The sequence below is a fragment of the Paeniglutamicibacter sp. MACA_103 genome (genome assembly GCF_045798555.1).
GTDB lineage: Bacteria > Actinomycetota > Actinomycetes > Actinomycetales > Micrococcaceae > Paeniglutamicibacter.
On sequence record NZ_JBIXLN010000002.1, the window covers coordinates 82,258 to 105,482 of the forward strand.

The window sequence follows — 23,225 nt, forward strand, 5'->3', positions numbered from 1 at the left end:
GCGGGGTTCCGGCAATGTGCTGTGGATGAAGGTGGACGGGCACGACCAAGCTGTTGCGGCGCACCTGTCCCCTGCCAACCAGTCTACCGACCGCTTCAGGCCGCCGGTGGCGGGGGCGGGCCCACCTCGCGCAGGGCCATCCCGGCATCGCCGACCCTCTGCGCGGCGCCCCACACCTGGCGCAGCGACCAAAACTTCGACCAGTACGCGGGCAGGACCTCCGGATTGGCCATCACCGTCTGGACTTCGGTTTCGCCGATTGCCACGCCCAGGAGCATCGGGTCTTGTGAGTATTTCCACGGTTCCCACGTGCCGGCGGCGGGGTCAACGACCATTTCCTCGGCCTTGGCTCCCGCGGCCAGCTGCATGACCACCTTGGGGTCCAGGGGCTTGACGCGGCCGTCGCGACTGGTGCCGCGGGTCTTGTAATCGATCAGGCACAGCCGCCCGCCAATGGTGGCGACCAAGTCAAGAGTGCCGGCGTACCCGATGCTCGAATTCCAGACCGTCACCTCGGCGGCAAGCGGCTGCACCTGGTAGGTCTCCCACCACTCGTCAAAGCGCCCTGCAAAGGCTTCCTCCTTGTTGGCGATGAGCGCTTCGCGGGCCTGTGCGGCCTGGTGCGGCCTGCCCATGGCACGCAACGCTATCTGCTCGCAGTATTGGTGCACGCGGTCTCCGCGGGCCGCCGCCAAATCACGATAATCCGCCGCCGCGCTTGAGGCCTGGCGCGCCAGCGCCTTGAGCTTGGCGGAGTTCCCGACGGCTTCGCCCAGCCTGGCGTCCTGCACCACGGCCGTGGCCGCCATGTGACCTATCCAACCGTCCATATCCGTTTTTTCCTGCCCAATGACAGTGGTGATCGATGGAACCTCCGGAAGTGCGCCGATTTTTCTGGAATACATGCGCCCGAATTCGGTCTGTTGGGCCAATGCTGGTGAAGTCATATAAAGATTTTTCCACGTTCCAGGGACGTTTTGCCGCTTTCGGCAGTTTCCCGGCCAGTCAAAAACCGCGGGATCACAAGGATCTTTGCCGCATGTCGGCGCAGGAATGCGCCGATTTGGAACTTTGGTGAAACGTCGTATAGAGTTTTTACTCGTTGGAACGCAGCCAAACGGAACGGAAACATTCCGGGCGGAATGCGCTTCTACACGTGGACATAGCTCAGCTGGTAGAGCGCGACCTTGCCAAGGTCGAGGTCGCGAGTTCGAACCTCGTTGTCCACTCGCATTTGAATCACCGGATCGGCTTGCCGATCTAACCAGGAGGTATTTTACCGAATGGTTATGGTGGGGTGGCCGAGAGGCGAGGCACCGGCCTGCAAAGCCGTTTACGCGGGTTCGAATCCCGTCCCCACCTCGTAGGAATGTTGCAAGTAGTATGGGCGATTGGCGCAGCGGTAGCGCGCTTCCCTGACACGGAAGAGGTCACTGGTTCGAACCCAGTATCGCCCACGAAGAATCCACACCTGGTGTGTTGGTTTTTCACGTGGACATAGCTCAGCTGGTAGAGCGCGACCTTGCCAAGGTCGAGGTCGCGAGTTCGAACCTCGTTGTCCACTCTGAAGATGGCCTCAATTCTTCTGGAAGAGGGGTCCTTGTTCTTGTGTGCTTTCCTCCGGGAAAACACACGCAGTACCTGAATGAATATGTGGGTAGCCATTTTGCAGATCGCGAATCCAAGCTATAGTTCAGGTGCAGCATCCCAAATGGGCGATTGGCGCAGCGGTAGCGCGCTTCCCTGACACGGAAGAGGTCACTGGTTCGAACCCAGTATCGCCCACGAAGAGTCTATACTTTAGGTATTGATTGTTCATGTGGACATAGCTCAGCTGGTAGAGCGCAACCTTGCCAAGGTTGAGGTCGCGAGTTCGAACCTCGTTGTCCACTCCAAATAGTAGATCGCGTGATTATTCCAAATCACGCGATCTACTTGTTTAACATCATTGCCCCTGCTTTCCGGGCCTCCGTTGTGGCATGCCGGACCCGAGCAGCCGTCCCCGATCCGGCTCCCCCGCCCTTCCCGAAGCCCGGAGTCCATCGTTCGCGCCCCCGCCCTGCAAGCGGGATTCAGTGAACGATCCGGGATCCCCGCGCCCATGCCAGCAATACCTCAACAGGGCAGTCCCCGCCGCATTTCTTGTCGAATAATGACAAGTCAGAGTCACATCGAGGAAAGAATTGATCCAAATGCCCTTGATTCGCGAGCCCCTGCGCATAGGATGTTTCGTAGACGGGGGCTTTCCATGCCCCCACTACTGAGAGGAGGTGCCTTTTGTCTATTTTTGACGAGCTGAAGGGCAAGGCCGAGGAACTGAAGGACAAGGCGACCGAGCTGATTCGCGAGAACTCGGACAAGGTCGGTGGCGCCATTGACAGCGCCGGAGACTTCATCGATGAAAAGACCGGTGGCAAGTTCGCCGAGCACATCGACAAGGTTCAGGATGGCGCAAAGAACTTCGTCGAAAAGAATGAAGGCGAAGGCGGCACGCCGACCCAGTAGGTCCTTGCCAAGTTCACTAGGACTTTTGCCCTAGGCGCGACAAACGGGTGCCGGTACCGCCGTGAGGCGGAACCGGCACCTGTCGTTTGCACGGAAAGAAGCGATTTGACCTCCCCAGCCACACCCAGCCCTCCGCTGCGGTCCACACTTACACAGCCGATCATGGCCGGTCTCGTCACAGCACTGGTCGGATACACCTCGTCCTTTGCCGTGGTGCTCACCGGCCTCAAGGCCGTCGGTGCGACGGACGCCCAGGCCGCCTCGGGGCTTTTCGCCCTCACCATCGCCCTGGCGATTTGTGCCGTCGGGCTCGCGTGGATCACCAGGCGACCCATCACCACCGCATGGTCAACCCCCGGTGCCGCATTGCTGGCCGGGGCCGCCGCGGTGAACTTCGGTTGGAACGAGGCGGTTGGCGCCTTCATCATGACCGGCGTGCTGATTGCCGCAACCGGGGCCATCCCCTGGCTGGGCCGGCTCTTGGCCGCGATCCCCGTGCCACTGGCCCAGGCCATGCTGGCCGGCGTGCTGCTCAAGCTCTGCCTGGCACCGTTTGTCGCGTTGTCCACCATCCCGTTGCATGTCGCCCCGGTCATCGTGGTCTGGCTGGTCTTCCTGCGGCTGAGTCCGCGGTGGGCGGTTCCCGCCGCGATGGCCGCAGCCCTGGGCATCGCCGGATTCTCCATGGGCCAGGCCGGTGCGGGCGTGATGGGCGAGTTGCTCCCCGCCCTCGAATTCACCGCACCGGCGTTCAGCCTCGAGGCCTTCACCGCAATCACCCTGCCGCTCTTCGTGGTCACGATGGCCTCGCAAAACGTTCCGGGCGTGGCCGTGCTGGCCAGCTTCAACTACGAAACGCCGTGGCGCGCCTCGATGCTGGCAACCGGCATCGGCAGCTCCGCGGCGGCCCTTTTTGGTGGGCACGCCATCAACCTTGCGGCGATTTCCGCTGCCCTTGCGGCCGGGGAAGAGGCCGGCGAAGACCGGTCCAGGCGCTGGATCGCGGCGGTTTCCTCCGGCGGATTCTATGTCCTGCTCGGACTGGCATCGGCCGCGATTACCGCGCTGGCCACCGCGAGCCCCGAGGGGTTGTTGGAAGCGGCGGCGGGCCTGGCGCTGTTGGGCACCCTGGGCGCATCCGCGTCCTCGGCACTGTCGGACCCCACCAGCCGCATGAGTTCCCTGGTGGCGTTCCTGATTGCCGGATCGGGCCTGAGCTTCGCCGGGATCGGCGGGGCGTTCTGGGCATTGGTCGCCGGCCTGGCCCTGCGTCTGCTCATCGAACGCAAGCGCCACTGACCCGGTTCGGTTTCCAACCGCCGGTTCCCCGTTGCCCCGTCGGAATGCACGAAAAAGGCCGTGACGCCCGCGCCGCTCCCCCTCGAGAACGACGTTCTTGTAGATGCGGGCCGTCACGGCCTTCAGCTGCGGCGTCTACAGCGCCGGTTCCCCGGTCTGGCCTTCGCGGGCCAGGGCGGTGAGGCGCGAGACGGCACGGAAGTACTTCTTCTGGTAGCCGCCGGCCATCATTTCCGGGGTGAAAAGCTCGGAAAACGGCTTGCCCGAGGCAATGATCGGCACGTCCTTGTCGTACAGGCGGTCGGCCAGCACGACGAAGCGCAGGGCAACCGCCTGCTCCGTGATGGTCTCGACGTTGTGCAGCACCAGCACGTCGGTTTCGGCCAGCAAGGCGCGGTACCGGCTGGGGTGGACCTTGGACATGTGCCCGATGAGGTCGGAGAACTCGTCAACCGCGAAGGTCTTGTCCCCGTAGCGTTCGACGGCGAACTCCTCGATGGAGCCGTCCTCCAGGGGCACCGGCGCGTCGGGCAGGCCGCGGTGGCGGAAGTCGACCCCGTCCACGCGGTGCACGTCGAACTGTTCGGAGAGCACCTTGATCTCGCGCTGGAAGTCCACCGCGGCGAAACGTCCCTCGCCCAGGGCGCCGGGAAGCGTGTTGGACGTCGCAGCGATCTTCACGCCGGCATCGGAAAGCTCGCGCATCAGGCGGGACATCAGCACGGTGTCCCCCGGGTCGTCGAGCTCGAACTCGTCGATGCAGACCAGCGAATAACTGCTCAGCACCTCGACGGTCTGGCGGAAGGACAGGGCGCCGACGAGGTTGGTGTATTCCACAAAGGTGCCGAACGCCTTGCGGCCGGGCGCCAGGTGCCACAGCGAGGCCAGCAGGTGCGTCTTGCCCACGCCGAATCCGCCGTCGAGGTACATTCCCGACTTCTCGACCTTCTTCTTGCCGAAGAGCTTGCCCAGGAAGCCGCCCTTGGAATTGCCGATGGTCGAGGCAAAGTGCTTGAGCTTCGTGACCGCCTCGGCTTGGGTGGGCCAAGCCGGGTCCGGCCGGTAGGTGTCGAAGGAGACCTCGCCGAAGCGGTAGGACGGGTGGAAGCCGGCAAGCAGGTCGTCGATGGAGACCGTGGGGGTCCGTTGGGAAAGATGCGTAATCGTGGCCATACGGCGGAACGGTCCTTAAGATCTTCGGATGGTGGTGTGCGTGCGCGGCGCAAAGACACGCCCTCGCCATTTTATGCCCAGACATTCGACAACCACTAAAACGGGGGTGTCGCGCTTCCGGCGCAGCCCCCTCGGCCGATGGCGCAAAAGCCGACGCTTGGAGCGAAATATGGCGTCGAATGACAGTGTTTCGCTGCCGGCACCGCGCCGGATCGCTACGCTGGAAGCAACACCATTCCCCCGATTTTCTTGTTGCGAGGTCAAATCACCATGAGCCTTCCCATCGACTCCAATCCGTCGTTCGCCGACTATGCCCACCCCCAGCGGCTGGTGTCCACCGAATGGCTTGCGGCCAACCTTTCCACCGAGGGCCTGGTGGTTCTCGAATCCAACGAGGACATCCTGCTCTACGACACGGGCCACATCCCCGGAGCGGTGAAGGTCGACTGGCACACCGAGCTCAACGACGAAGACACCCGCGACTACGTCGACGGCGAGCGCTTCGCCGCGTTGATGGCGTCCAAGGGCATCGGCCGCGAGTCCACCGTGGTCATCTACGGGGACAAGTCCAACTGGTGGGCCGCCTACGCACTGTGGGTCTTCACCCTCTTCGGCCACCAGGACGTCCGCCTGCTGGACGGCGGGCGCGACAAGTGGATCGCCGAGGGCAGGGAGACCACCCGCGAGAAGCCTGCGGTGGTGCCATCCGACTACCCTGTCATCGAGCGCGACGACACCGTCATCCGTGCTTTCCTGCCCGAGGTGCTCGGCCACTTCGGCAAGCCCATGATCGATGTGCGCTCCACCGAGGAATACACCGGCGAGCGCACCCACATGCCTGCCTACCCGGAGGAGGGCACGCTGCGTGGCGGGCACATCCCGACGGCCGCTTCCGTTCCGTGGGCCAAGGCGGCGGCCGAGGACGGCACGTTCAAGTCCCGTGCCGAGCTCGAGGCGATCTACCTGGGCGAGGCAGGCCTGGCGGCGGGCGACGACGTAATCACCTACTGCCGCATCGGCGAGCGCTCCAGCCACACCTGGTTTGCCCTGCAGTTCCTGCTCGGCTTCGAGAACGTGCGCAACTACGACGGTTCCTGGACCGAATGGGGCAACGCGGTGCGCGTGCCCATCGTGAAGGGCCTCGAGCCCGGCGCCGTGCCCGCGGGATTCGGAGCCTAGGGCCATGAGCGAGATGCCCACTGCACTGGCCGAGATCGTCGAGGACTTCCAGTCCGTCACCGAGCCCGAGCGCCTGGAGATGCTGCTGGACTTCTCCGAGGAGCTCCCCGAGCTCCCGGCGCGCCTGGCCGAGCACCCCGACCTGTTGGAGCAGGTCGTCGAATGCCAGACCCCGCTGTTCCTGAACATCGAGGTGGAGCCGGCGGGCGAGCACCGGGTCTCGTTGTTCTTCTCCGCTCCCCCGCAGGCGCCGACCACCCGCGGATTCGCCTCGGTCCTGCACCAGGGGCTCGACGGGCTGCCGGCCGCCGAGGTCCTGGCCGTCCCCGACGACATGCCGCAACAGCTGGGCTTGACCCGGGCGCTGACGCCGTTGCGTTTGCGGGGCATGAGTGCCATGCTTGCCCGTATCAAGCGACAGGTCAGCGAGCGGGTTGCCGCCGCCGGCGCATAGGCCGAAACCATCGAAGTTGTTTGGGCGTCGGCAGGTGCCGGCGCCCAAACACGTTTTTGGAGGATCCCGAAAGTCCATGTCCAAGAAAAAGAACACGCATTCGACCGGCACTCCGGCAACCACGCTGCTGGACCGCGAGGCCGTCCCCTACACCGTGCATTCCTACGTCCACGACCCGTCCACGGACAACTACGGGCTGGAGGCGGCCGAGGCCATCGGCGTTGCCCCGGCCAAGGTGTTCAAGACGTTGCTGGTGGCCACCGGGGAAACGGGGCCCGCGGCGTTGGTGGTCGGCATCATCCCGGTCAACCGGTCGCTGGACCTCAAGGCCATCGCCACGGCCCTGGGACTGAAGAAGGTGGAAATGGCCGACCCCGCGGTGGCCGAGCGCCGCACCGGATACGTGGTGGGCGGCATCTCGCCGCTGGCCCAGCGCAACCGCTCGCGCACCATGCTTGATGCCAGCGCGCTGGCCTACGAGACCATCTATGTCTCCGGCGGACACCGCGGGCTTGACCTCGAGCTGGCCCCGGCCGACCTGCAGCGGCTGACCGAGGCCGAGGTCGCCCACATCTCCCACTAGTTCGCGGTGGCTCCGGCGTCCCCGGGGCGCGGGGCATTGAGCACGCCCGCCACGAACGCGGCGACCTCGGCCTCCCAGCGCTGCGGATCGACGTTCCACTCGCGGGTGTGCCCGGCGCGGCTGAAGCGCCGCAGGCCCACCAGCTGCGGGCTCAGCTCCGCCAGCTGCTCCGAGGGGCCGATCGGGACGAAGTCGTCGTCCTCGCTGTGCAGGATCAGCGTGGGCATGCGCAGCTGGTCGTGCCGCTCGACCCAGTTCAAGATCTTCAAATCCAGGGGCGCGGCCAGCCCGGTCATCCAGCGTCCTGCCTTGTTCCCCAGCAGCCACTGACCGAACCTGCCCACGGCCTCGGGGATGCGGTTGCGCTTGGCCTGGTGCGAGAGCACGTCGATCCAGTTGATCACCGGCCCGTCGAGGACCAGGGCGCCGATCCTGCGGGCGTGCCGCGACCTGTCGGCCACCTGCAGGGCGATGGCCCCGCCCATGGACCAGCCGAAGAGCAGGATCTCCTGCGCGCCCTGGGCAATCGCGTAGTCGATGGCCGCCTCGATGTCCGGCCATTCGGTGGCCCCCAGCCCGTAGCGGCCGTCGACGGCGGCCGGGGCCACCCCGTCGTTGCGGTAGGAGACCAGCAGTGCGCTCAGCCCCAGGCCCTGCAGCGTCGGGACCGCGCGCAGCCCCTCCTTGCGGTTGGCGCCGCGGCCGTGGACGCAGATGGCCCAGGTGTCGGACTCGGCGTCGCCCTCGATGAACCAGGCCGGGGCCATGCCGCCCATGACGGGGATCTCGACCTCGCTGTAGGCAACGCCCAGGTCCCCGGGCGAGTCGTAGACGATCCCGGAGAGCCGGCCGCGGGAGGCTGCGGACAGGTCTCCGAAGTAGACCTGCTCCACGGCCCGGGTCACGGTGCCGTCGCCCAGGCGGTAGCCCTTGGGCTCGCCCAGGCGCGCATGCCCGGTGTCGGCGGAGAAGAAGAGCGAGTAGCGTCCCGGGGCCGTGGAGTCCTTGTCCGCCGACAGGATCACGTCCCGTCCCTCCGCGGTGGGCACCAGGGCCAGGATCTCCAGGCTCTGGTCCGGCTCCGCATCGGGTGTCACCACGCGGCGGGCGAAATAGGCGGCAAGCGCCGAAACGCTGCCGGCAAACACCGATCCCGCTGCCGCACCGATGCCCACGCCCAGCAGCGCCCAGCTCAGGCCCTTGCCCGCTGATCGCGCGCGCGGGGGCTTCGGGGAAAATTGTTCGCTCATGCCACCATCATTGCAAACAATGGCGGCCGCCGTCGTGTCCTTCGGGCATCGGGGAATGGGCGCGCCCACGCCGGTGTTGTGCGTTGTGTGAGTGAAATCCAAAACCCAGAAGAATCCAGCACCCCCGACACGCCAAGCGTCGCCAAGTCCGATGAGCAGTGGCGCACCGAATTGACCCCGGCCGAGTACCAGGTCCTGCGCAAGGCCGGGACCGAGCGCCCCTACACGGGCGAATACTGGGACACCACCACCGAGGGTGTCTACGAATGCCGCGCCTGCGGCCAGGAGCTCTTTACCTCCAACGCCAAGTTCGACGCCGGCTGCGGCTGGCCTTCCTTCTTTGCCCCGCTGGCCGAGGACCGGGTCCGCTACATCCGCGACTCCACCCTCGGCATGGTCCGCGTCGAGGTGCGCTGCGCCGCGTGCGATTCGCACCTCGGCCACGTCTTCGAGGGCGAGGGCTTCAATACCCCCACCGACCAGCGCTATTGCATGAATTCGGTCTCGCTGCGGCTCAAGAGCGCCTAGCCGGCACCCGCCGCCCGGGGACCTCGGACCCGAGCATTGCCCGCAGGCAGGGCTTGGTGGCCGCGCCGCGACACAAGCACCAGCGTTGCTGATGCTCATGCCTTTTTTCGATCAGCAACCGTGACCCCTCAGTACGCTGGAACCAAGCCAAGGTCCGCAGCATCCGCGCGGCGTTTCCGGCCGTACCGAAAGGGGTCCCCCACCATGTCACAAGCAACTCTTCCGAAGCCGCTGTCCAACTCGGAGCTCGTCAACTCCGCACCCTGGCTGGCATTGAAGGCCGCGGCCACCGAGTTCCAGGGCCTCCAGGCACAGGACGGCTCGGTGCCCGCCGAGGCCGACAAGCCGCGTGCCGCGGCCCTGGCCGGAACCATTGCCGAATCGCTGCACGCCCTGGCCCCGCAGTTCCCGCACGACGCCGCCTACCTGCAGGCACTCGCCTCCGACCTGGCCACGTGGGAAGCCTCGGGCTTCGGCATCCCGGACTTCCTCGATGCGCTGGTGGCCTTCGCCCCGCAGCTGGCCCGCGAGGACGGCCTGCGCCACCTGGTGCTCTTCCCGATGTACACGCAAAACGGGTCCACCGACAGGCTGCTCGAGGCGGTGCTCGTCGAGGTCATCTGGCCCGAGTTCATCGCCGCGCTGGAGGCCGGGGACTACTCGAACAAGCTCTTCGTCCCGCTGCGCTTCCTGGACTTCACCCCCGGCTACGACACCAACTCCGCGGTGCTCTTCCCCGAATCCGTGGCCATCCGCGAAACCCCCGCCTTCACCTGGGGCGCCATCTTCCAGGACCGCGAGGCCGCCCGCTTCCGCCGCGTGCTGAAATCCGCCGCGCAGATCACCAACCTGGAGCTGCCCGCCGACGCCGCCGCAATGCTCGAGGACCAGAACCTCACCGAAGAGACCTTCGTGATGTGGGACCTGATCCACGACCGCACCCACATGCGCGGGGACCTGCCCTTCGACCCGTTCATGATCAAGCAGCGCATGCCCTACTTCCTCTACTCGCTCGAGGAGTTGCGCTGCGACCTGACCGCCTTCCGCGAATGCGTGAAGATCGCCAATGCGGCCTCCGCCGACGAAACCACCCGCCACCGCGCCAAGCTGGTCCAGTACGCGGTGATCTTCGATAGGATCTTCCGCTTCGCCATCACCGGCACCCGCACCCGCAACTACGACGCCGTGGGCGGGCAGCTGCTCTTCGCCTGGATGCACCAGCACCACGTACTGCACTGGACGGACACCAAGCTGTCCATCGACTGGGACCAGGTCCCCGCCGTGGTTTCGGCCCTGGGCGACGCCATCGACGAGCTGTACTGGCGCTCGATCGACCGCCCGAAGATCGCCCACTGGCTGGCCGCCTACGAGCTGGTCTCCGCGACCCTGGCACCGCACCCGGCCTCGGCCTGGACCAAGGGACCGGACGCGCTGCCGCTTACCTCGCCGCTGCGCGAGATGACCAACCAGGTCCTCGACGACGAGTTCCCGCACTCGATGTTCTACGAGGCGCTGGCCAAGAAGCTGCGTCCGGTCATCGACTCCACCGTGGGCATCACCGGCACCTCCTCCATCTGAAGACACCCGGCACCGAAGAATCGAAGGCTAGAATCTGTTCCATGGCTGACCTCACCGACTTGACCGTACTCATTGCCGGGGCGACCTCCTCCTCGGGCGTCGCGGCCGCCCACGCGCTGTGCGCGGCCGGCGCCACGGTGCTGGCCGCCGGGTCGAATGCCGGGAGGCTGGCCGAGGCCCTGCCCTTCGTGCACGGGCGCTACGAGGTCGACCTGGCCAACCACGCAGCGGTGACCGAGCTGCACGCACTGATCGACACCGAGCGCGGGCCCATCGACGGGCTGCTGCACCTGGTCGGCGGCTGGCGCGGCGGCAAGGGCCTGGCCGGGCAGTCCGACGACGATGCGGACTTCCTGCACACCCAGGTCGTCACGACGCTGCGCAACACCACCCGGGTCTTCCGCGACGACCTGGTGGCCTCGCGCTGCGGCCGTGTCGCCATCGTCTCGGCCACCGCCGTCGATGCCCCCTCGGGCTCCAACGCCAACTACACCACGGCCAAGGCCGGCGCCGAGGCCTGGATGCGCGCGGTGGCCGCGGAGCTGCGTACCGCCCAGTCGGGGAACAAATCCGACCCGGTCCCGCAGCGCGCCGCCGCCGTCACCTGGGTCATCAAGGCGTTCACCGACGCACAGACCCGCGCGGCGCACCCGGATCGCGGCACCGCCGGCTTCACCGACGTCACCGCCCTGGGCGCGGCGGCCATCGAGCTTTTCTCCGGCGACGCCGCCGCGCTCAACGGCGCCCGGATCCACCTGCCCACCCGCTAAGCAACCATTACCGCCACCCCCCTGTTAGGACGCAATGCCAGTGACTTCCCTCATCCATGACCCCTCGGTGCGCGGCTTCGCCTCGGACAACTACTCCGGAATCCACCCCGAGGTGCTTTCCGCCCTGGCCCAGGCCAACGGCGGGCACCAGGTCTCCTACGGCGAGGACGAGTACACCGCGGAACTCGGACGCGTCGTCGCCTCGCACTTCGGCGACACCGCCACCATTTTCCCGGTGTTCAACGGCACCGGCGCCAACGTCACGGCGCTGCAGTCGCTGCTGCCGCGCTGGGGAGCGGTCATCTGCGCCGACAGCGCCCACATCAACGTGGACGAGAACGGCGCCCCGGAACGCATCGGCGGCATGAAACTGCTGTCGGTTCCCACCCCGGACGGCAAGCTCACCCCGGAGCTGATCGACCGGGAGGCCTGGGGCTGGGGAGACGAACACCGCGCGCAGCCGCTGGCCGTCTCGCTGACCCAGTCCACCGAACTCGGCACCCTGTACACGCTTGCGGAACTGCGCGCCATCACCGAGCACGCCCACGCCAAGGGCATGCGCGTGCACATGGACGGAGCCCGGCTGTCCAACGCCGCCGCGGCCCTCGGGGTTGGCCTGGGCGAGATGACCACCGGCACCGGGATCGACATCCTGTCCCTGGGCGGCACCAAGAACGGCATCATGTTCGGCGAGGGCATCGTGGCACTGACCGAGGGCCCTGCCGAGTCCATGAAGTACCTGCGCAAGATGAACATGCAGCTGGCCTCCAAGATGCGCTTCATCTCCGCCCAGCTGCTGGCGCTCTACGGCACCGACCTGTGGCTGAGATCCGCCGCGCACGCCAATGCGATGGCCGCGAGGCTCTCCGCCGCGGTCCAGGCGACCGACGGCGTGGAACTGGTCCACCCGACCGAATCCAACGGCGTGTTCGCCACCCTGCCCAACGCGGTGGCCGACCGCTTGCGCGAGCGCTTCCGCTTCTACGACTGGGACCGCGCCGCGGGCCAGGTGCGCTGGATGTGCTCCTTCGACACCACCGAGGCCGACGTCGATTCCTTCGTCGCCGCGCTCACCGAGGAACTTGCCAAGCAGTAGGTTTCCCCGCGTCGCCGGCGGGCGGGGGCACAACGCCCTTCCGCCCCCCGGCGTGCCGCCGGCGGCCAAGCGCGGCCGCGCTTTAGACTCGCCATGTGAGTGCAAACGGACCAGTCCAAGCAGTGCCGCCGGCCTTCCTCGAAGCCCTGGCCGCCGTTCGCCGCGCCAGCTGCCGGCGCGAGATCCACCTCCAGGAAATCCCGGCCCCCGCCCGCCTGGCACCCTACGCCCTGGCCCTGTCCGCCGACGTGCACGAGCGCGTGCCGCGCAAGGCGCCGCCCACCGGCGCCAAGGCGGAGAACATTGCGCCGGCACACCCCGAGGAACTTGCCACCGGCCGCTTCGTGCTGCTGCACGACCCCGCCGGCTCCGCACTCTGGGACGGCACCTTCCGCATCGTGACCTACATCCGGGCCCGCATGGAATCGGAAATGGGCAACGACACCATGCTCGGCTCGGTCGCCTGGACCTGGCTGCTGGACGCGCTGAACGAATCCGGCGCCGACTACCGGCAGGCCGGCGGCACCGCCACCCGCGTGCTCTCGGAAAGCTACGGCACCCTGGAGCACCGCTCCGAGACCATCGACATCGAGCTGCGGGCCTCCTGGACCCCGGGCGACCACGACATCTCCACGCACCTCGAGGCCTGGGCGGACATGGTCTGCACCTTCGCCGGACTGCCCCCGCTGCCCAGCGGCGTCACCGCGCTGCCGCACCGCAGGCTCTCCTAGAACCCGCGGCCCGGCGGCCCGGCGCATCCGGCCCCGGGGCAATCGGTACTAGAATCGTTAGACCATGACCCGTACCCACCACGCCACGAACCCCAGCCACAGCGCCGTCACGGACGAATCGTCCGCGCCGGCGCAAGCCCCGGAACCCGCCGAATCGCCGCAGGAGGCTCCCCCGGAGCCCGTCCTGCTGGACATGCCGCGCGACGGGGTTCCCGAGGTCATCACCACCGACGCGGGCCTGCGGCGCGCCGCACGCGCCATCGCCGCCGGCACCGGCCCGGTCTCCGTGGACGCCGAGCGGGCCTCGGGGTTCCGCTACGGCCAGCGCGCCTTCCTGGTCCAGCTGCGCCGCGAAGGTTCCGGCAGCTGGCTCATCGACCCGGTGCCCTTCGAGAACCTGGACCCGATCCAGGAGGCCATCGGCGAGGAGACCTGGATCCTGCATGCCGCTTCCCAGGACCTGCCTTGCCTGCGCGAGCTGGGCATGGACCCGGCACGGCTCTTCGACACAGAACTTGCCGCCCGCATTGCCGGGTTGCCGCGCGTGGGCCTGGGCCCGGCCGTGGAATCCCTGCTGGGGCTGCGCCTGGCCAAGGAGCACTCGGCCGCCGACTGGTCCACCCGCCCGCTGCCCGAGCCGTGGCTGCGCTACGCGGCGCTGGACGTCGAGGTGCTGGACCGGCTGCGCGAGGAACTGATCAAGATCCTGTCGGCCGACGGCAAGCTCGAATTCGCCGAGGAGGAGTTCGAGGCCGTGCGCACCGCTCCCCCGGCGCCTCCGCGCACGGACCCGTGGCGCCGCACCTCCGGCCTGCACCAGATCCGCGACCGCAGGACCCTGGCCGCGGTGCGCGCCCTCTGGGAGACCCGCGAGGCCCTGGCCAAGACCCGCGACACGGCCCCGGGCCGGCTGATCCCCGATTCCGCGCTGGTCGCTGCGGCCAAGGCCATGCCCAAGAGCGTTCCGGCGCTGCTGAAGACCCCGGGCTTCCACGGCCGTTCGGCGTCCAAGGACGCCCCGAAGTGGCTGCGCGCCCTGCAGGACGCCTCCACCACTTCCGAGCTGCCGCCGAACCAGGTCCCCTCGAATTCCCCACCCCCGCCCAAGGTCTGGGCGGACAAGGACCCGGTGGCCGCCGCGCGGCTGGCCACCGCCCGCGCCCGGGTGGCCCGCACCGCCGAGTCCCTGAACATCCCCACCGAGAACCTGCTCACCCCCGACACGCTGCGCCGGCTGTGCTGGAGCCCGCCGGCCCAGATCGACCCGGACAGCGTCACCGCGGCCCTGCGGGGCCTGGGTGCGCGCGAATGGCAGATCGGGCTGGTGGGCCCAGTGCTCACCGTCGCGCTGCTGGACCCGGACGAGTTGGCCAAGCGCTGATGAATTGCCGGGCGGGTTCCTTCCAACATCGGGAAGAGCCCGCCCGGCTTTTTTCTTGCCCGGGAACGCCCGGCTTGCACTCTAAGTTACTCACCAGTAGCATATGGGGTGGATCACATCCACATCCCGATCACAAGGAGTACCGGTGAGCCCCCAGCCAGTGAACACGCGCCAGGCGCGCAGCGTCCGCGACGTCGTCTTCGTCGACGGCGTCCGCACCCCCTTCGGCAAGGCCGGAGAGAAGGGCATCTACCACGGCACCCGCGCCGACGACCTTGTCGTGAAGTGCATCAGGGACCTGATGCGCCGCAACCCCTCGCTGCCGCCCGAGCGCATCGACGAGGTCGCGATCGCCGCCACCACGCAGACCGGGGACCAGGGCCTGACCATCGGGCGCACCGCCGCGCTGCTGGCCGGCCTGCCCCAGTCGGTCCCGGGCTTCGCCATCGACAGGATGTGCGCCGGGGCCATGACCGCGGTGACCTCCACCGCCGGCTCCATCGCCTTCGGCGCCTACGACGTGGTCATCGCCGGCGGCGTCGAGCACATGGGCAACCACCCCATGGGCGCCGGGGCCGACCCGAACCCCCGCTTCCTCTCCGAGCGCATCGTGGACCCCGCGGCCCTGAACATGGGCAACACCGCCGAGAACCTGCACGACCGCTTCCCGGCGATCACCAAGGAGCGCGCCGACGCCTACGCGGTGGCCTCCCAGCAGAAGCTTGCCGCCGCCTACGCGGCCGGTGACATCCAGCCCGATTTGGTCCCGGTCGCGGCCCGCCGTCCCGGCGAGGGCTTCAAGCTGCACACCACCGACGAACCGCCCCGCCCCGGCACCACGCTCGATTCGCTGGCCGAGCTGCGCACCCCCTTCCGCGCCCACGGCCGGGTCACCGCCGGCAACGCCGCGGGCCTGAACGACGGGGCCACCGCCGCAGTGCTGGCCAGCGCCCAGGCCGCGGAGGAACTGGGCCTGGGCGTGAAGATGCGCCTGGTCTCCTACGCCTTCGCCGGGGTCGAGCCCTCGGTCATGGGGATCGGCCCGGTCCCGGCCACGCAGAAGGCGCTGGCCCAGGCCGGGCTGGGCATCGAGGACATCGGGCTGTTCGAGATCAACGAGGCCTTCGCCGTCCAGGTGCTCTCCTTCCTGGACCACTACGGGATCAAGGACACCGACGACCGGGTGAACCGCTACGGCGGCGCCATCGCCGTGGGCCACCCGCTGGCCTCCTCGGGCGTGCGCCTGATGAATCAACTGGCCCGCCAATTCGAGCAGGACCCCACCGTCCGCTACGGCCTGACCACCATGTGCATCGGGTTGGGCATGGGCGGCACCGTCATCTGGGAAAACCCGCACCACGCCGACTTCGGAAAGGATGCCTAGCACCATGAGCCAGAGCACCATTGAAAACTTCGCCGCCCTCGCAGCGCTGGTCCCCGACGAGATCATCACCCACTCCCTCGTCGAGGACGTCCCGCTGCCCGGAGGCCGAAAGCTGGCGCTGCTGACCCTGGACAACGGGTTCGACCACACCAAACCCACCACGCTGGGCCCCAACACCCTGCTGGAACTGCACGCCGCCCTCACGAAGCAGAAGGAACGTGCGGCCAACGGGGAGATCCAGGCCCTGGCCTTCACCGGAAAGCCCCACTACCTGGTCGCCGGCGCGGACCTCAACGGCGTGAAGTCCCTGGCCTCCCCGGAAAACGGCGCCGCCATGGCCGCCCTGGGCCACGCTGCCTACGACCTGCTGGCCGACCTCGGGGTCCCCACCTTCGCGTTCATCAACGGCGTGGCGCTGGGCGGCGGGCTGGAAATCGCCCTGGCCTGCACCTACCGCACCGTCTCCACCGGGGCCAACGGGATCGGGCTACCCGAGGCCTTCATCGGCCTGGTCCCGGGCTGGGGCGGGGTCTACCGGCTGCCGCGGCTGACCGGGCCGGAGGCCGCCATGACGGTCATGATCGAAAACCCGCTGAACAACAACCGATCGCTCAACGGCGCCGCCGCCTTCAAGCTCGGCATCGCCGACGCGTTGTTCGAACCCGCCGACTTCCTGGAGCAATCCCTGCTCTGGGCCGACGGCGTGCTCGCCGGAGCCCAGGTCCCGCGCCCGAACGCCGTGGAACCGGTCGGCAATCCGGAGGTGGCCGCCCGCTGGGCCGCCGCCGCGGCCAAGGCCCGGGACTTCGTGGAGGCCAAGACCTCCAACGCCGCCCCGGCCCCGGCCAAGGTGCTCGAGGTCTTCGAGGCCGGTGCCTCCATCACCCAGAAGGAATCGGCCGCCCTGGAAATCGCGGCGCTGACCGAGCTGATGCAGAGCCACGCCTTCCACAACACCGTCTACGCGTTCCTGGACCTGGTGCAGAAGCGCTCCAAGCGCCCCGCCGGCGCGCCGGACCGCAAGCTCGCCCGCACCGTCACCAAGGTCGGGGTGGTCGGCGCCGGGCTCATGGCCGGGCAGCTGGCCCTGCTCTTCGCCAAGAACCTCAAGGTCCCGGTGGTCATCACCGACATCGACGCCGCACGCGTGGACAAGGGCCTGGCCTACATCCACGGCGAGGTCGACAAGCAGCTGGCCAAGGGCCGCATCTCCTCCGACGCGGCGAACCGCACCAAGGCACTGGTCACCGGTTCGGTGTCCAAGGAGGCCTTCGCGGATGCCGATTTCGTCATCGAGGCCGTCTTTGAGGAGCTCGCCGTCAAGAAGCAGGTCTTTGCCGAGGTCGAGGCCGTGGTCTCCCCCGAGTGCATCCTGGCCACCAACACCTCCTCGCTCTCGGTCACCGAGATGGGCAGCGACCTGTTGCATCCCGAACGGCTGGTCGGCTTCCACTTCTTCAACCCCGTGGCCCAGATGCCGCTGTTGGAGATCGTGCGCGCCGAGGAGACCGGCGAGGTGGCCCTGGCCACCGCGTTCGCCACCGGCAAGGCACTGCGCAAGACCAGCGTGCTGGTCAAGGACGAGGCGGCATTCGTGGTCAACCGCATCCTGCTGCGCCTGATGGGCGAGATCGCCAAGGCCTTCGACGACGGCACCGACGCGGCGACTGCCGACGGCGCCCTGCGGCCCATGGGCCTGCCCATGACCCCGTTCACGTTGTTGGCCATGGTCGGGATCCCGGTGGCGCACCACGTCTCCGAGTCGCTGCACGCGGCCTTCGGCGAGCGCTTCCACGTCTCGGGGAACCAGCAGGTGCTCATTTCCCACGGCATCAAGTCGCTGTGGGCGCCCGCCGCGGACGGCGGGATGGAAATCCCGGCCGCCACGCTGGAATTGCTGGAGTTCGGGAACACCCCGAGCACCTCGGAGGAATTGCTGGTGCGCACCCAGGACGCGCTGGCCCAGGAAATCGGCTTGATGCTCGCCGAGGGCGTGGTCGCGGGACCCGAGGACATCGACCTGTGCATGGTCATGGGCGCCGGCTGGCCCATGCACCTGGGCGGCATCACCCCCTACCTCGACCAGGTGGGGGCCTCCGAGCGGATCAACGGCAGGAAATTCCACCAGGACTAAGGCCGGTCCTGGATGCGCCATGGCGCGGGCGGGGCGATGGATGGTTCCGTCGTCCCGCCCGTGCCGCGCATCATGGGCGCGGCCGGAAGATTCCTGCTGCCCATCCATCGACCTTGGCGCGAATGTGCGCGACACTTTGGGTATGAAACAAAAGATCATCCTTTTGCCCACGCGCAGAAGTGTCCTTGAGGCTTCGCTGGTTGCCGGCGCGGCGGTGACCCTGGTGTCGTGCGGGTCTGGCGGCAAGGCCGAGGATCTGCCGGAAGCCACCGGCGCTGCCAAGGACGCCATCGACGTCTCACGTCTTCCGGTGCAGGGCACCGCCTCGGTGACGGTGGACGGACGCGGCTACCTGCTCTACCGCCCGGACGAGGCAACCGTGCTGGCATACACCTCCGTGTGCACGCACCAGGGATGCAAGGTCGGCACCGGCAGCGGCGAGATCTTCGAATGCCCCTGCCACGGCTCCAGATTCTCCAAGACCGATGGCTCGGTCGCCCAGGGGCCCGCCAAGAAATCCCTGACTCGATTTGCCGCCGCCATCGAGGGCGACAAGGTCAAGATCTACCTCTGATCCGGACCCCGGAACGGCTGTAAGTGACATCGCACGCTCCGGTGCCCCGTGCCTGTGCGGGTGCATGGAAAGATGGAACGCATGAGTTCGCTTTCCTCCCCCAGCACGCGCCGCGCGTTCGTCGGCACCACCGTGGCAGCCGGCGCCACCATGGCCCTGGCCGCCTGCGGCGACGGTTCCTCCGCGGCGCCGAACAATGTGCCCTCCGCCCCGCCCGAGCCCGTCGGGGCCGGCACCGTCGTGGCAACCACCGCGGAATTGGCCGTTGGCACGCGACTGGCGGTCTCGGCCGTGCGCACCCAGGGCGAGGAAGCCGGCCGGGAGGCAGGTTTCCTGCTCTTCCGCCCGAACCAGAAAACCGTGCTGGCCTATACCTCGATTTGCACCCACCAGGGGTGTGCCGTGGGCGCGAAGTCGCCCAACGGCGAGGCCTTCTACTGTGCCTGCCACGGCTCCTACTTCCAGCCGGAGGACGGCAAGGCGGTCGCCGGTCCCGCCCGCGGCGCGCTGGAGCGCTTCGCCGCGGAAATCAAGGACGACCAGGTCCTGATCTACGTCTAGGCGGCTCCCGCTAACCGGCCTTCGACGGCCGGACGACTAGCGCCCTTGGTCATATCCGTGGGTCATGAATTCGACCGTTGATTCATCGAGGCCCGAAAGCGAGAGCCAGCCGGCCTCGCTGGGGGCGCCGGGCACCCCGAACGCGGTCACCCGCTGGCCCCAGCGGGTGCACACCAGCTCATTGTTCTCGTTGACCCAGTGGGTGGCTACCAGCAAACCGTCCGCCCAGGCCTCGAAGCGCCGGGTCGACAGGGTGATGCCCAACGGGATGGACAACTCCTCGGGCGGGCCGACCCGTTGGATCCGCGCGTTGGGTTCAGCGGGACGATCGGAGATGGGGCTCGGCGCTTCCTGGCCCGCCTCGTTCAGGCGCCAATACACGACCGGGGCCGCAGGGTCCTCGATGGCCCTCATCAACATCAGGATGTCCCCGAAGCTCGGCATGGAGTCCACGGGGAACCCCTGGGGTTCACGGTGCATAAGCCGGGCCTGGGGCATGCTTCGGTCCCGAAACCAGCTCAGTTCCCAGCTGTCGGCGTCCGGGTCCAGCCGCACCCGTGACTCGGCACGGTAGGGCTCGACTCCTTCCTCAACCAAAAGCCGGGTCAGCAGGACATTCGACTCCAGGATTCGGTAGCGCACCCCGATGCGCTGCTGGTCGCGAACCAGCACTTCCCAGCGCTCAAATTCTTTTGGCATGGATCTCCCGTGGCTCGTGGACCCCCCGAACGGACCCCACACTACCCGGCCATGCATGGTGTGTCCCGTCTCTTCCGGGGAGAAACCTGCAGCCCCGGAAGCCGACGCCGTGGTTCGCGGGCGTTGAGTCGAACCATACGACCACTGGGCGGGTTCGAACCGACCAGCCACCGAAGCAAGGCCGAGCATCCGGGCCCTCGACGTTTGCTGGGCAAGAAGTTGCCTCCATGCCCTCGCTGCCGTGAGACGGGGAATGCCAGGGGCCGCTCCACGGCGGGTAAACTTCGCATGGTGAGAGAAGTTGGAGAAGGACTGACCGGGAGTACACCCAAAAAATCCCCACTGGATTCGCAGCTAACCGCTACGCACGACGCGTTTCTGGCCGAGCGCCCGCTGGATGCCGACGAGGATGTGCACATGCTCCCGGCCATTGTGGACCATGTCATTGAGCGGTGCAGCAAACCGGGCGACCTGGTGTTCGACCCCTTCGCCGGGTTCGGCACCACCATCGAACGCGCCGTCGCACTTGGGCGGGAAGCACTCGGCATTGAGCTGCTGCCCGAGCGTGTGCAGTACCTGCAGGAACGGGTGCCCGGCGCGCGCGTTATCGAGGGCGACGCAAGGGAGCTGCTTAGGATCATCCACAGCATGGAACCGCGCCAACCCGACGCAAGTATCGATCTCATTCTCACCTCTCCGCCGTACATGACCGCAGAAAACCACGAACCAGATCCCCTCACCGCCTACGTGGAAGACAACGGAGACTACGGCCGTTACCTGGACGAGCTCGGCCTCGTCGCTGCCCAATGCGCGCGTGCGATTGTTCCCGGTGGCTTCGTGGTCTGGAATCTGGCAGACATCCACCACATGGACCTCACCACCCATTTGATCCGTGATTGTGCGCGCGTGCTCGAACAGCACCTCACCCCCGTGGGCGTGACCGAGATTCTGTGGGATCGCTACCCCCATGATCTGGTGGCGGACGCGTTGCTCGTGTTTCAGCGCACTCCCGAACGCTCATCGAGGCCGCCGAACCGCGCGGCGTAGGTATCGGGGGAACAAACCCGGCCAGAGGGGCTCCTCAGATTGGCGTTGGAAGGCCATGGGGCCGGTGGACGCCGTTGCATGGCTGCGCGGGCCGTCAGGCAACGATTCCAATGCTGACCAGAACAAATCCCGCCAACTGAAGGGACCCGCGAATGGCCTGGTAGATGTCCCAGCGCCGTCGCATGGGGATGAACCCCTTTGGGGCACGGGCCCCCTTGATACGAAAGGTGCGGAGATTGATGGGGACGTTGCCGAGAATGGTTGCGATCAGGGCAATAGTCAGCACGATGCCCGCTGTGAGGAACCAGGGATCGGCCTCCCGGAAGGACAACATCATAGGCAACACGGCCGCCAGGGTCATTCCGACCGGCATGATCATCCCGTAGGTGCGCAGTAATCCCTGTTCCATGACGAGTTGCTGGTCCTCGGGTAACCGCCGGATGATCGGGTGCACGAGCGCTACTGAGGCGAACTCCGCACATCCGACGAAGCCGACGATTAGAAGCGTGGCGAGCAGAAGCAGGTCCATGTGGTCCTCCAGAGGTCCGCGGTGGATTCAGATGTTGATCCGCCCGGCCGGGCACTCGCCATCCGAACAAGTGTCAATCTAAGGAACGAATGTGAGCACCATACGCACAGGCGCTTAACACTGTGCAAACCATGCGCCCACAGGCGCTTATCCGCGTCCTCGGGCCGGGTCCGCCGAGGGGATCTTCCCCAATCAGTCATCGAAGGTTGTCCGGGCGGGGTTGGAGGTCGCGACATCCACGTCCGGGTCCCCTCTTCACCTATCTCCTGGAGGATCTGCATGGTGCCAAAGGTTCCGGTCAGGCTGCCCCTGAGGAACAGCCGGTTGATCACCTTCATCATCGGAACGGGGACCACCGAGACATTGTCCCCGCGACAGACCGCGGCCACGTACCGCTCCAGCGCCTTACGCATGGTCATTGGGGACTCCGCAGCCAGGATCGCTGAGAGGGGGCTTGCCAATCAGTACCGGCGCTGCTTCCACGTTTCCTACGTGACGCTTGCGCGGATTGATAGGATCCTGAGCATGTCCAGCTCGCGAGCCATCACGCTTCGTCCCCCTTCCGAAGAAGACTTTGACATCTTGTTCCAAATCGCTGCCGATTTGACCACGTGGGAGGAACGGAGCGCCGCATCTCCTGCTCCACTGGGCAGGGACACCTTCAAGGCCCGGCTGTCGCAGGCAGATGCCGATGGTTCGGCCAAGAGCGTGCGTTTCGTGATCGATGTGGACGGTGCAGCTGTCGGCAGCGTTTCGCTCTTCGATTTCGACGAGCTCGCCCGCCACGCAGAAGTCGGGATTGCGTTGGTCCCCGAAGCCCGCGGCAACGGCATCGGAACCGAGGCCCTCTCGCAGATCGTTGAGTTTGCCTTCGTGCGCTGCAACTTGCGCCGTGTCCACCTGCAAGTGATCGCGTCGAACCTCGGTGCAATCCGTGCCTATGAGAAGGCCGGTTTCGTGATCGAGGGTCGTCTGCGCCAGCATGCCTGGGTACGCGGAAACTACGAGGATATCGTCGTCATGGGGATACTCCGCTCGGCATAGGATTTCACCGCCCCGGAAGCGGGGATCCTTCCTTGGGGTTGAACTTCCGCGAGCGGAACCTCAAACTGTCATCTCGCAGCCTAATGCTTGAGGACTACGATCGCCTGGGTTCCTGCGCATTCGAATCGTGCGTGGAGCGCAGTGCAGGGCAGGCAAACACACATGGGTGGCGTCACACCGGATCCGGAGCAGATGAACACCGGCGCATTCCGCCCTGTTTCCCGCTCCGTGGACCGTGTAGCCTCGGCGGTGTCTGAGGAGGACACGATGGACATCGAGGCCACGGCCACCATCAATTGCCCCGTTGCACGGGTCTGGGACTTCTGCGTGGTGCACCATGCCGAAAACCATCCGCGCTGGGATCCGGACATCCGGCTCGAGCAGCGAACGGAGGGACCCGTCGCCAAGGGTACGGTCTTCGACCGCTGGAACTCCCGCTACCAGACGCCCACCGCGGGGCGGATGGAGGTTACCGGGTTCGACCCCGAACGCTCCATGCACATGCTGATCCAGGACGGCCCTATCACGACGCGCGGCCGCTTCGTCCTCGCGCCCGACGGGCCCGACCGCACCCGTTTAACCATCGGCGGCGAGTTCCCCGGGATGGATGACTCCATGGCAGAGAAGATCCGCCCGCTCATGCAGCGCAGCCTTGAAACCATCCGGGGATTCCTCGAATAACACCGGCCGCATTCCTGCCAGCGGTGCGCGGAGGGCTCCCCCGCA

General features: G+C 67.0%; 23 protein-coding genes and 6 tRNA genes. 24 read left to right on the plus strand and 5 right to left on the minus strand.

What is annotated here, in order from left to right:
* Positions 1-95: 95 nt before the first annotated feature.
* Complete coding sequence (locus ACIPVK_RS01300) at positions 96-947, minus strand: cytochrome (RefSeq protein ID WP_407610178.1); 852 nt, start codon at positions 945-947, stop codon at positions 96-98.
* A gap of 209 nt (positions 948-1,156) precedes the next feature.
* On the opposite strand from ACIPVK_RS01300, the gene ACIPVK_RS01305 reads away from it, so the two are divergent.
* From ACIPVK_RS01305 to ACIPVK_RS01340, 8 genes are all read left to right on the plus strand, one after another.
* Positions 1,157-1,229: transfer RNA gene (locus ACIPVK_RS01305), tRNA-Gly, on the plus strand.
* Between the two features lie 62 nt (positions 1,230-1,291).
* Positions 1,292-1,362, plus strand: a tRNA-Cys gene (locus ACIPVK_RS01310).
* Between the two features lie 23 nt (positions 1,363-1,385).
* Positions 1,386-1,457: transfer RNA gene (locus tag ACIPVK_RS01315), tRNA-Val, on the plus strand.
* A 34-nt stretch (positions 1,458-1,491) separates the two neighbouring features.
* A tRNA-Gly gene (locus tag ACIPVK_RS01320) sits at positions 1,492-1,564 on the plus strand.
* A gap of 149 nt (positions 1,565-1,713) precedes the next feature.
* A tRNA-Val gene (locus tag ACIPVK_RS01325) sits at positions 1,714-1,785 on the plus strand.
* 34 nt (positions 1,786-1,819) lie between these two features.
* A tRNA-Gly gene (locus ACIPVK_RS01330) sits at positions 1,820-1,895 on the plus strand.
* 382 nt (positions 1,896-2,277) lie between these two features.
* Positions 2,278-2,505 carry an antitoxin gene (locus tag ACIPVK_RS01335; RefSeq protein ID WP_407610179.1) on the plus strand — a complete coding sequence of 76 codons (228 nt, stop codon included), beginning with the start codon at positions 2,278-2,280 and terminating at the stop codon, positions 2,503-2,505.
* 162 nt (positions 2,506-2,667) lie between these two features.
* Positions 2,668-3,804 carry a benzoate/H(+) symporter BenE family transporter gene (locus ACIPVK_RS01340; RefSeq protein ID WP_407610180.1) on the plus strand — a complete coding sequence of 379 codons (1,137 nt, stop codon included), beginning with the start codon at positions 2,668-2,670 and terminating at the stop codon, positions 3,802-3,804.
* 135 nt (positions 3,805-3,939) lie between these two features.
* Here the strand turns inward: ACIPVK_RS01340 and zapE are convergent, their stop codons facing one another.
* Positions 3,940-4,977 carry a cell division protein ZapE gene (gene zapE / locus ACIPVK_RS01345; RefSeq protein WP_407610181.1) on the minus strand — a complete coding sequence of 346 codons (1,038 nt, stop codon included), beginning with the start codon at positions 4,975-4,977 and terminating at the stop codon, positions 3,940-3,942.
* Positions 4,978-5,247: 270 nt separating this feature from the next.
* Here zapE and ACIPVK_RS01350 point away from each other — a divergent pair, with 270 nt between their 5' ends.
* From ACIPVK_RS01350 to ybaK, 3 genes are all read left to right on the plus strand, one after another.
* Complete coding sequence (locus tag ACIPVK_RS01350; RefSeq protein ID WP_407610182.1) at positions 5,248-6,156, plus strand: sulfurtransferase; 909 nt, start codon at positions 5,248-5,250, stop codon at positions 6,154-6,156.
* Positions 6,157-6,169: 13 nt separating this feature from the next.
* Positions 6,170-6,610, plus strand: a complete 441-nt coding sequence (locus tag ACIPVK_RS01355) for a SufE family protein (protein ID WP_407610281.1) — start codon at positions 6,170-6,172, stop codon at positions 6,608-6,610.
* Between the two features lie 76 nt (positions 6,611-6,686).
* Positions 6,687-7,193 (plus strand): Cys-tRNA(Pro) deacylase, encoded by a 507-nt coding sequence (gene ybaK, locus ACIPVK_RS01360; protein WP_407610183.1) that lies wholly within the window; start codon positions 6,687-6,689, stop codon positions 7,191-7,193.
* Here the strand turns inward: ybaK and ACIPVK_RS01365 are convergent.
* A complete protein-coding gene (locus tag ACIPVK_RS01365; protein ID WP_407610184.1) occupies positions 7,190-8,443 on the minus strand; it encodes an alpha/beta fold hydrolase in 1,254 nt (417 codons plus the stop codon). The genes ybaK and ACIPVK_RS01365 overlap by 4 nt on opposite strands.
* A 96-nt stretch (positions 8,444-8,539) precedes the next feature.
* Here ACIPVK_RS01365 and msrB point away from each other — a divergent pair, with 96 nt between their 5' ends.
* From msrB to ACIPVK_RS01415, 10 genes are all read left to right on the plus strand, one after another.
* Positions 8,540-8,971 carry a peptide-methionine (R)-S-oxide reductase MsrB gene (gene msrB, locus ACIPVK_RS01370; protein WP_407610282.1) on the plus strand — a complete coding sequence of 144 codons (432 nt, stop codon included), beginning with the start codon at positions 8,540-8,542 and terminating at the stop codon, positions 8,969-8,971.
* 204 nt (positions 8,972-9,175) lie between these two features.
* Positions 9,176-10,549: a DUF6421 family protein gene (locus ACIPVK_RS01375; protein WP_407610185.1), complete on the plus strand. Its 1,374-nt coding sequence runs from the start codon at positions 9,176-9,178 to the stop codon at positions 10,547-10,549.
* Between the two features lie 41 nt (positions 10,550-10,590).
* A complete protein-coding gene (locus tag ACIPVK_RS01380; protein ID WP_407610186.1) occupies positions 10,591-11,319 on the plus strand; it encodes an SDR family NAD(P)-dependent oxidoreductase in 729 nt (242 codons plus the stop codon).
* 40 nt (positions 11,320-11,359) lie between these two features.
* Entirely contained in the window at positions 11,360-12,415 is a 1,056-nt protein-coding gene (locus ACIPVK_RS01385; RefSeq protein ID WP_407610187.1) for a threonine aldolase family protein, read from the plus strand.
* Positions 12,416-12,510: 95 nt separating this feature from the next.
* Complete coding sequence (locus ACIPVK_RS01390; RefSeq protein WP_407610188.1) at positions 12,511-13,146, plus strand: DUF3000 domain-containing protein; 636 nt, start codon at positions 12,511-12,513, stop codon at positions 13,144-13,146.
* 64 nt (positions 13,147-13,210) lie between these two features.
* Positions 13,211-14,527 (plus strand): HRDC domain-containing protein, encoded by a 1,317-nt coding sequence (locus ACIPVK_RS01395; RefSeq protein WP_407610189.1) that lies wholly within the window; start codon positions 13,211-13,213, stop codon positions 14,525-14,527.
* A gap of 145 nt (positions 14,528-14,672) precedes the next feature.
* The gene (locus tag ACIPVK_RS01400; RefSeq protein ID WP_407610190.1) at positions 14,673-15,911 is read left to right on the plus strand and encodes a thiolase family protein; all 1,239 of its coding nucleotides are present in this window, start codon (positions 14,673-14,675) and stop codon (positions 15,909-15,911) included.
* 4 nt (positions 15,912-15,915) lie between these two features.
* A complete protein-coding gene (locus tag ACIPVK_RS01405; protein ID WP_407610191.1) occupies positions 15,916-18,045 on the plus strand; it encodes a 3-hydroxyacyl-CoA dehydrogenase NAD-binding domain-containing protein in 2,130 nt (709 codons plus the stop codon).
* Positions 18,046-18,187: 142 nt separating this feature from the next.
* Entirely contained in the window at positions 18,188-18,619 is a 432-nt protein-coding gene (locus tag ACIPVK_RS01410) for a ubiquinol-cytochrome c reductase iron-sulfur subunit (RefSeq protein ID WP_407610192.1), read from the plus strand.
* A gap of 81 nt (positions 18,620-18,700) precedes the next feature.
* Complete coding sequence (locus ACIPVK_RS01415) at positions 18,701-19,180, plus strand: Rieske (2Fe-2S) protein (protein ID WP_407610193.1); 480 nt, start codon at positions 18,701-18,703, stop codon at positions 19,178-19,180.
* A 36-nt stretch (positions 19,181-19,216) separates the two neighbouring features.
* Here the strand turns inward: ACIPVK_RS01415 and ACIPVK_RS01420 are convergent, their stop codons facing one another.
* Positions 19,217-19,879 carry a hypothetical protein gene (locus ACIPVK_RS01420; protein WP_407610194.1) on the minus strand — a complete coding sequence of 221 codons (663 nt, stop codon included), beginning with the start codon at positions 19,877-19,879 and terminating at the stop codon, positions 19,217-19,219.
* Between the two features lie 288 nt (positions 19,880-20,167).
* Between ACIPVK_RS01420 and ACIPVK_RS01425 the strand changes: the two genes are divergently transcribed.
* Positions 20,168-20,926 carry a DNA methyltransferase gene (locus tag ACIPVK_RS01425; protein WP_407610195.1) on the plus strand — a complete coding sequence of 253 codons (759 nt, stop codon included), beginning with the start codon at positions 20,168-20,170 and terminating at the stop codon, positions 20,924-20,926.
* A gap of 94 nt (positions 20,927-21,020) precedes the next feature.
* On the opposite strand, the gene ACIPVK_RS01430 is transcribed toward ACIPVK_RS01425, so the two are convergent.
* A complete protein-coding gene (locus ACIPVK_RS01430; protein WP_407610196.1) occupies positions 21,021-21,455 on the minus strand; it encodes an anthrone oxygenase family protein in 435 nt (144 codons plus the stop codon).
* Positions 21,456-21,779: 324 nt separating this feature from the next.
* Between ACIPVK_RS01430 and ACIPVK_RS01435 the strand changes: the two genes are divergently transcribed.
* Positions 21,780-22,499 (plus strand): GNAT family N-acetyltransferase, encoded by a 720-nt coding sequence (locus tag ACIPVK_RS01435; protein ID WP_407610197.1) that lies wholly within the window; start codon positions 21,780-21,782, stop codon positions 22,497-22,499.
* Between the two features lie 162 nt (positions 22,500-22,661).
* Positions 22,662-23,180, plus strand: coding sequence for an SRPBCC family protein (locus tag ACIPVK_RS01440; RefSeq protein ID WP_407610198.1), 519 nt, complete (start codon positions 22,662-22,664; stop codon positions 23,178-23,180).
* Positions 23,181-23,225: the final 45 nt, after the last annotated feature.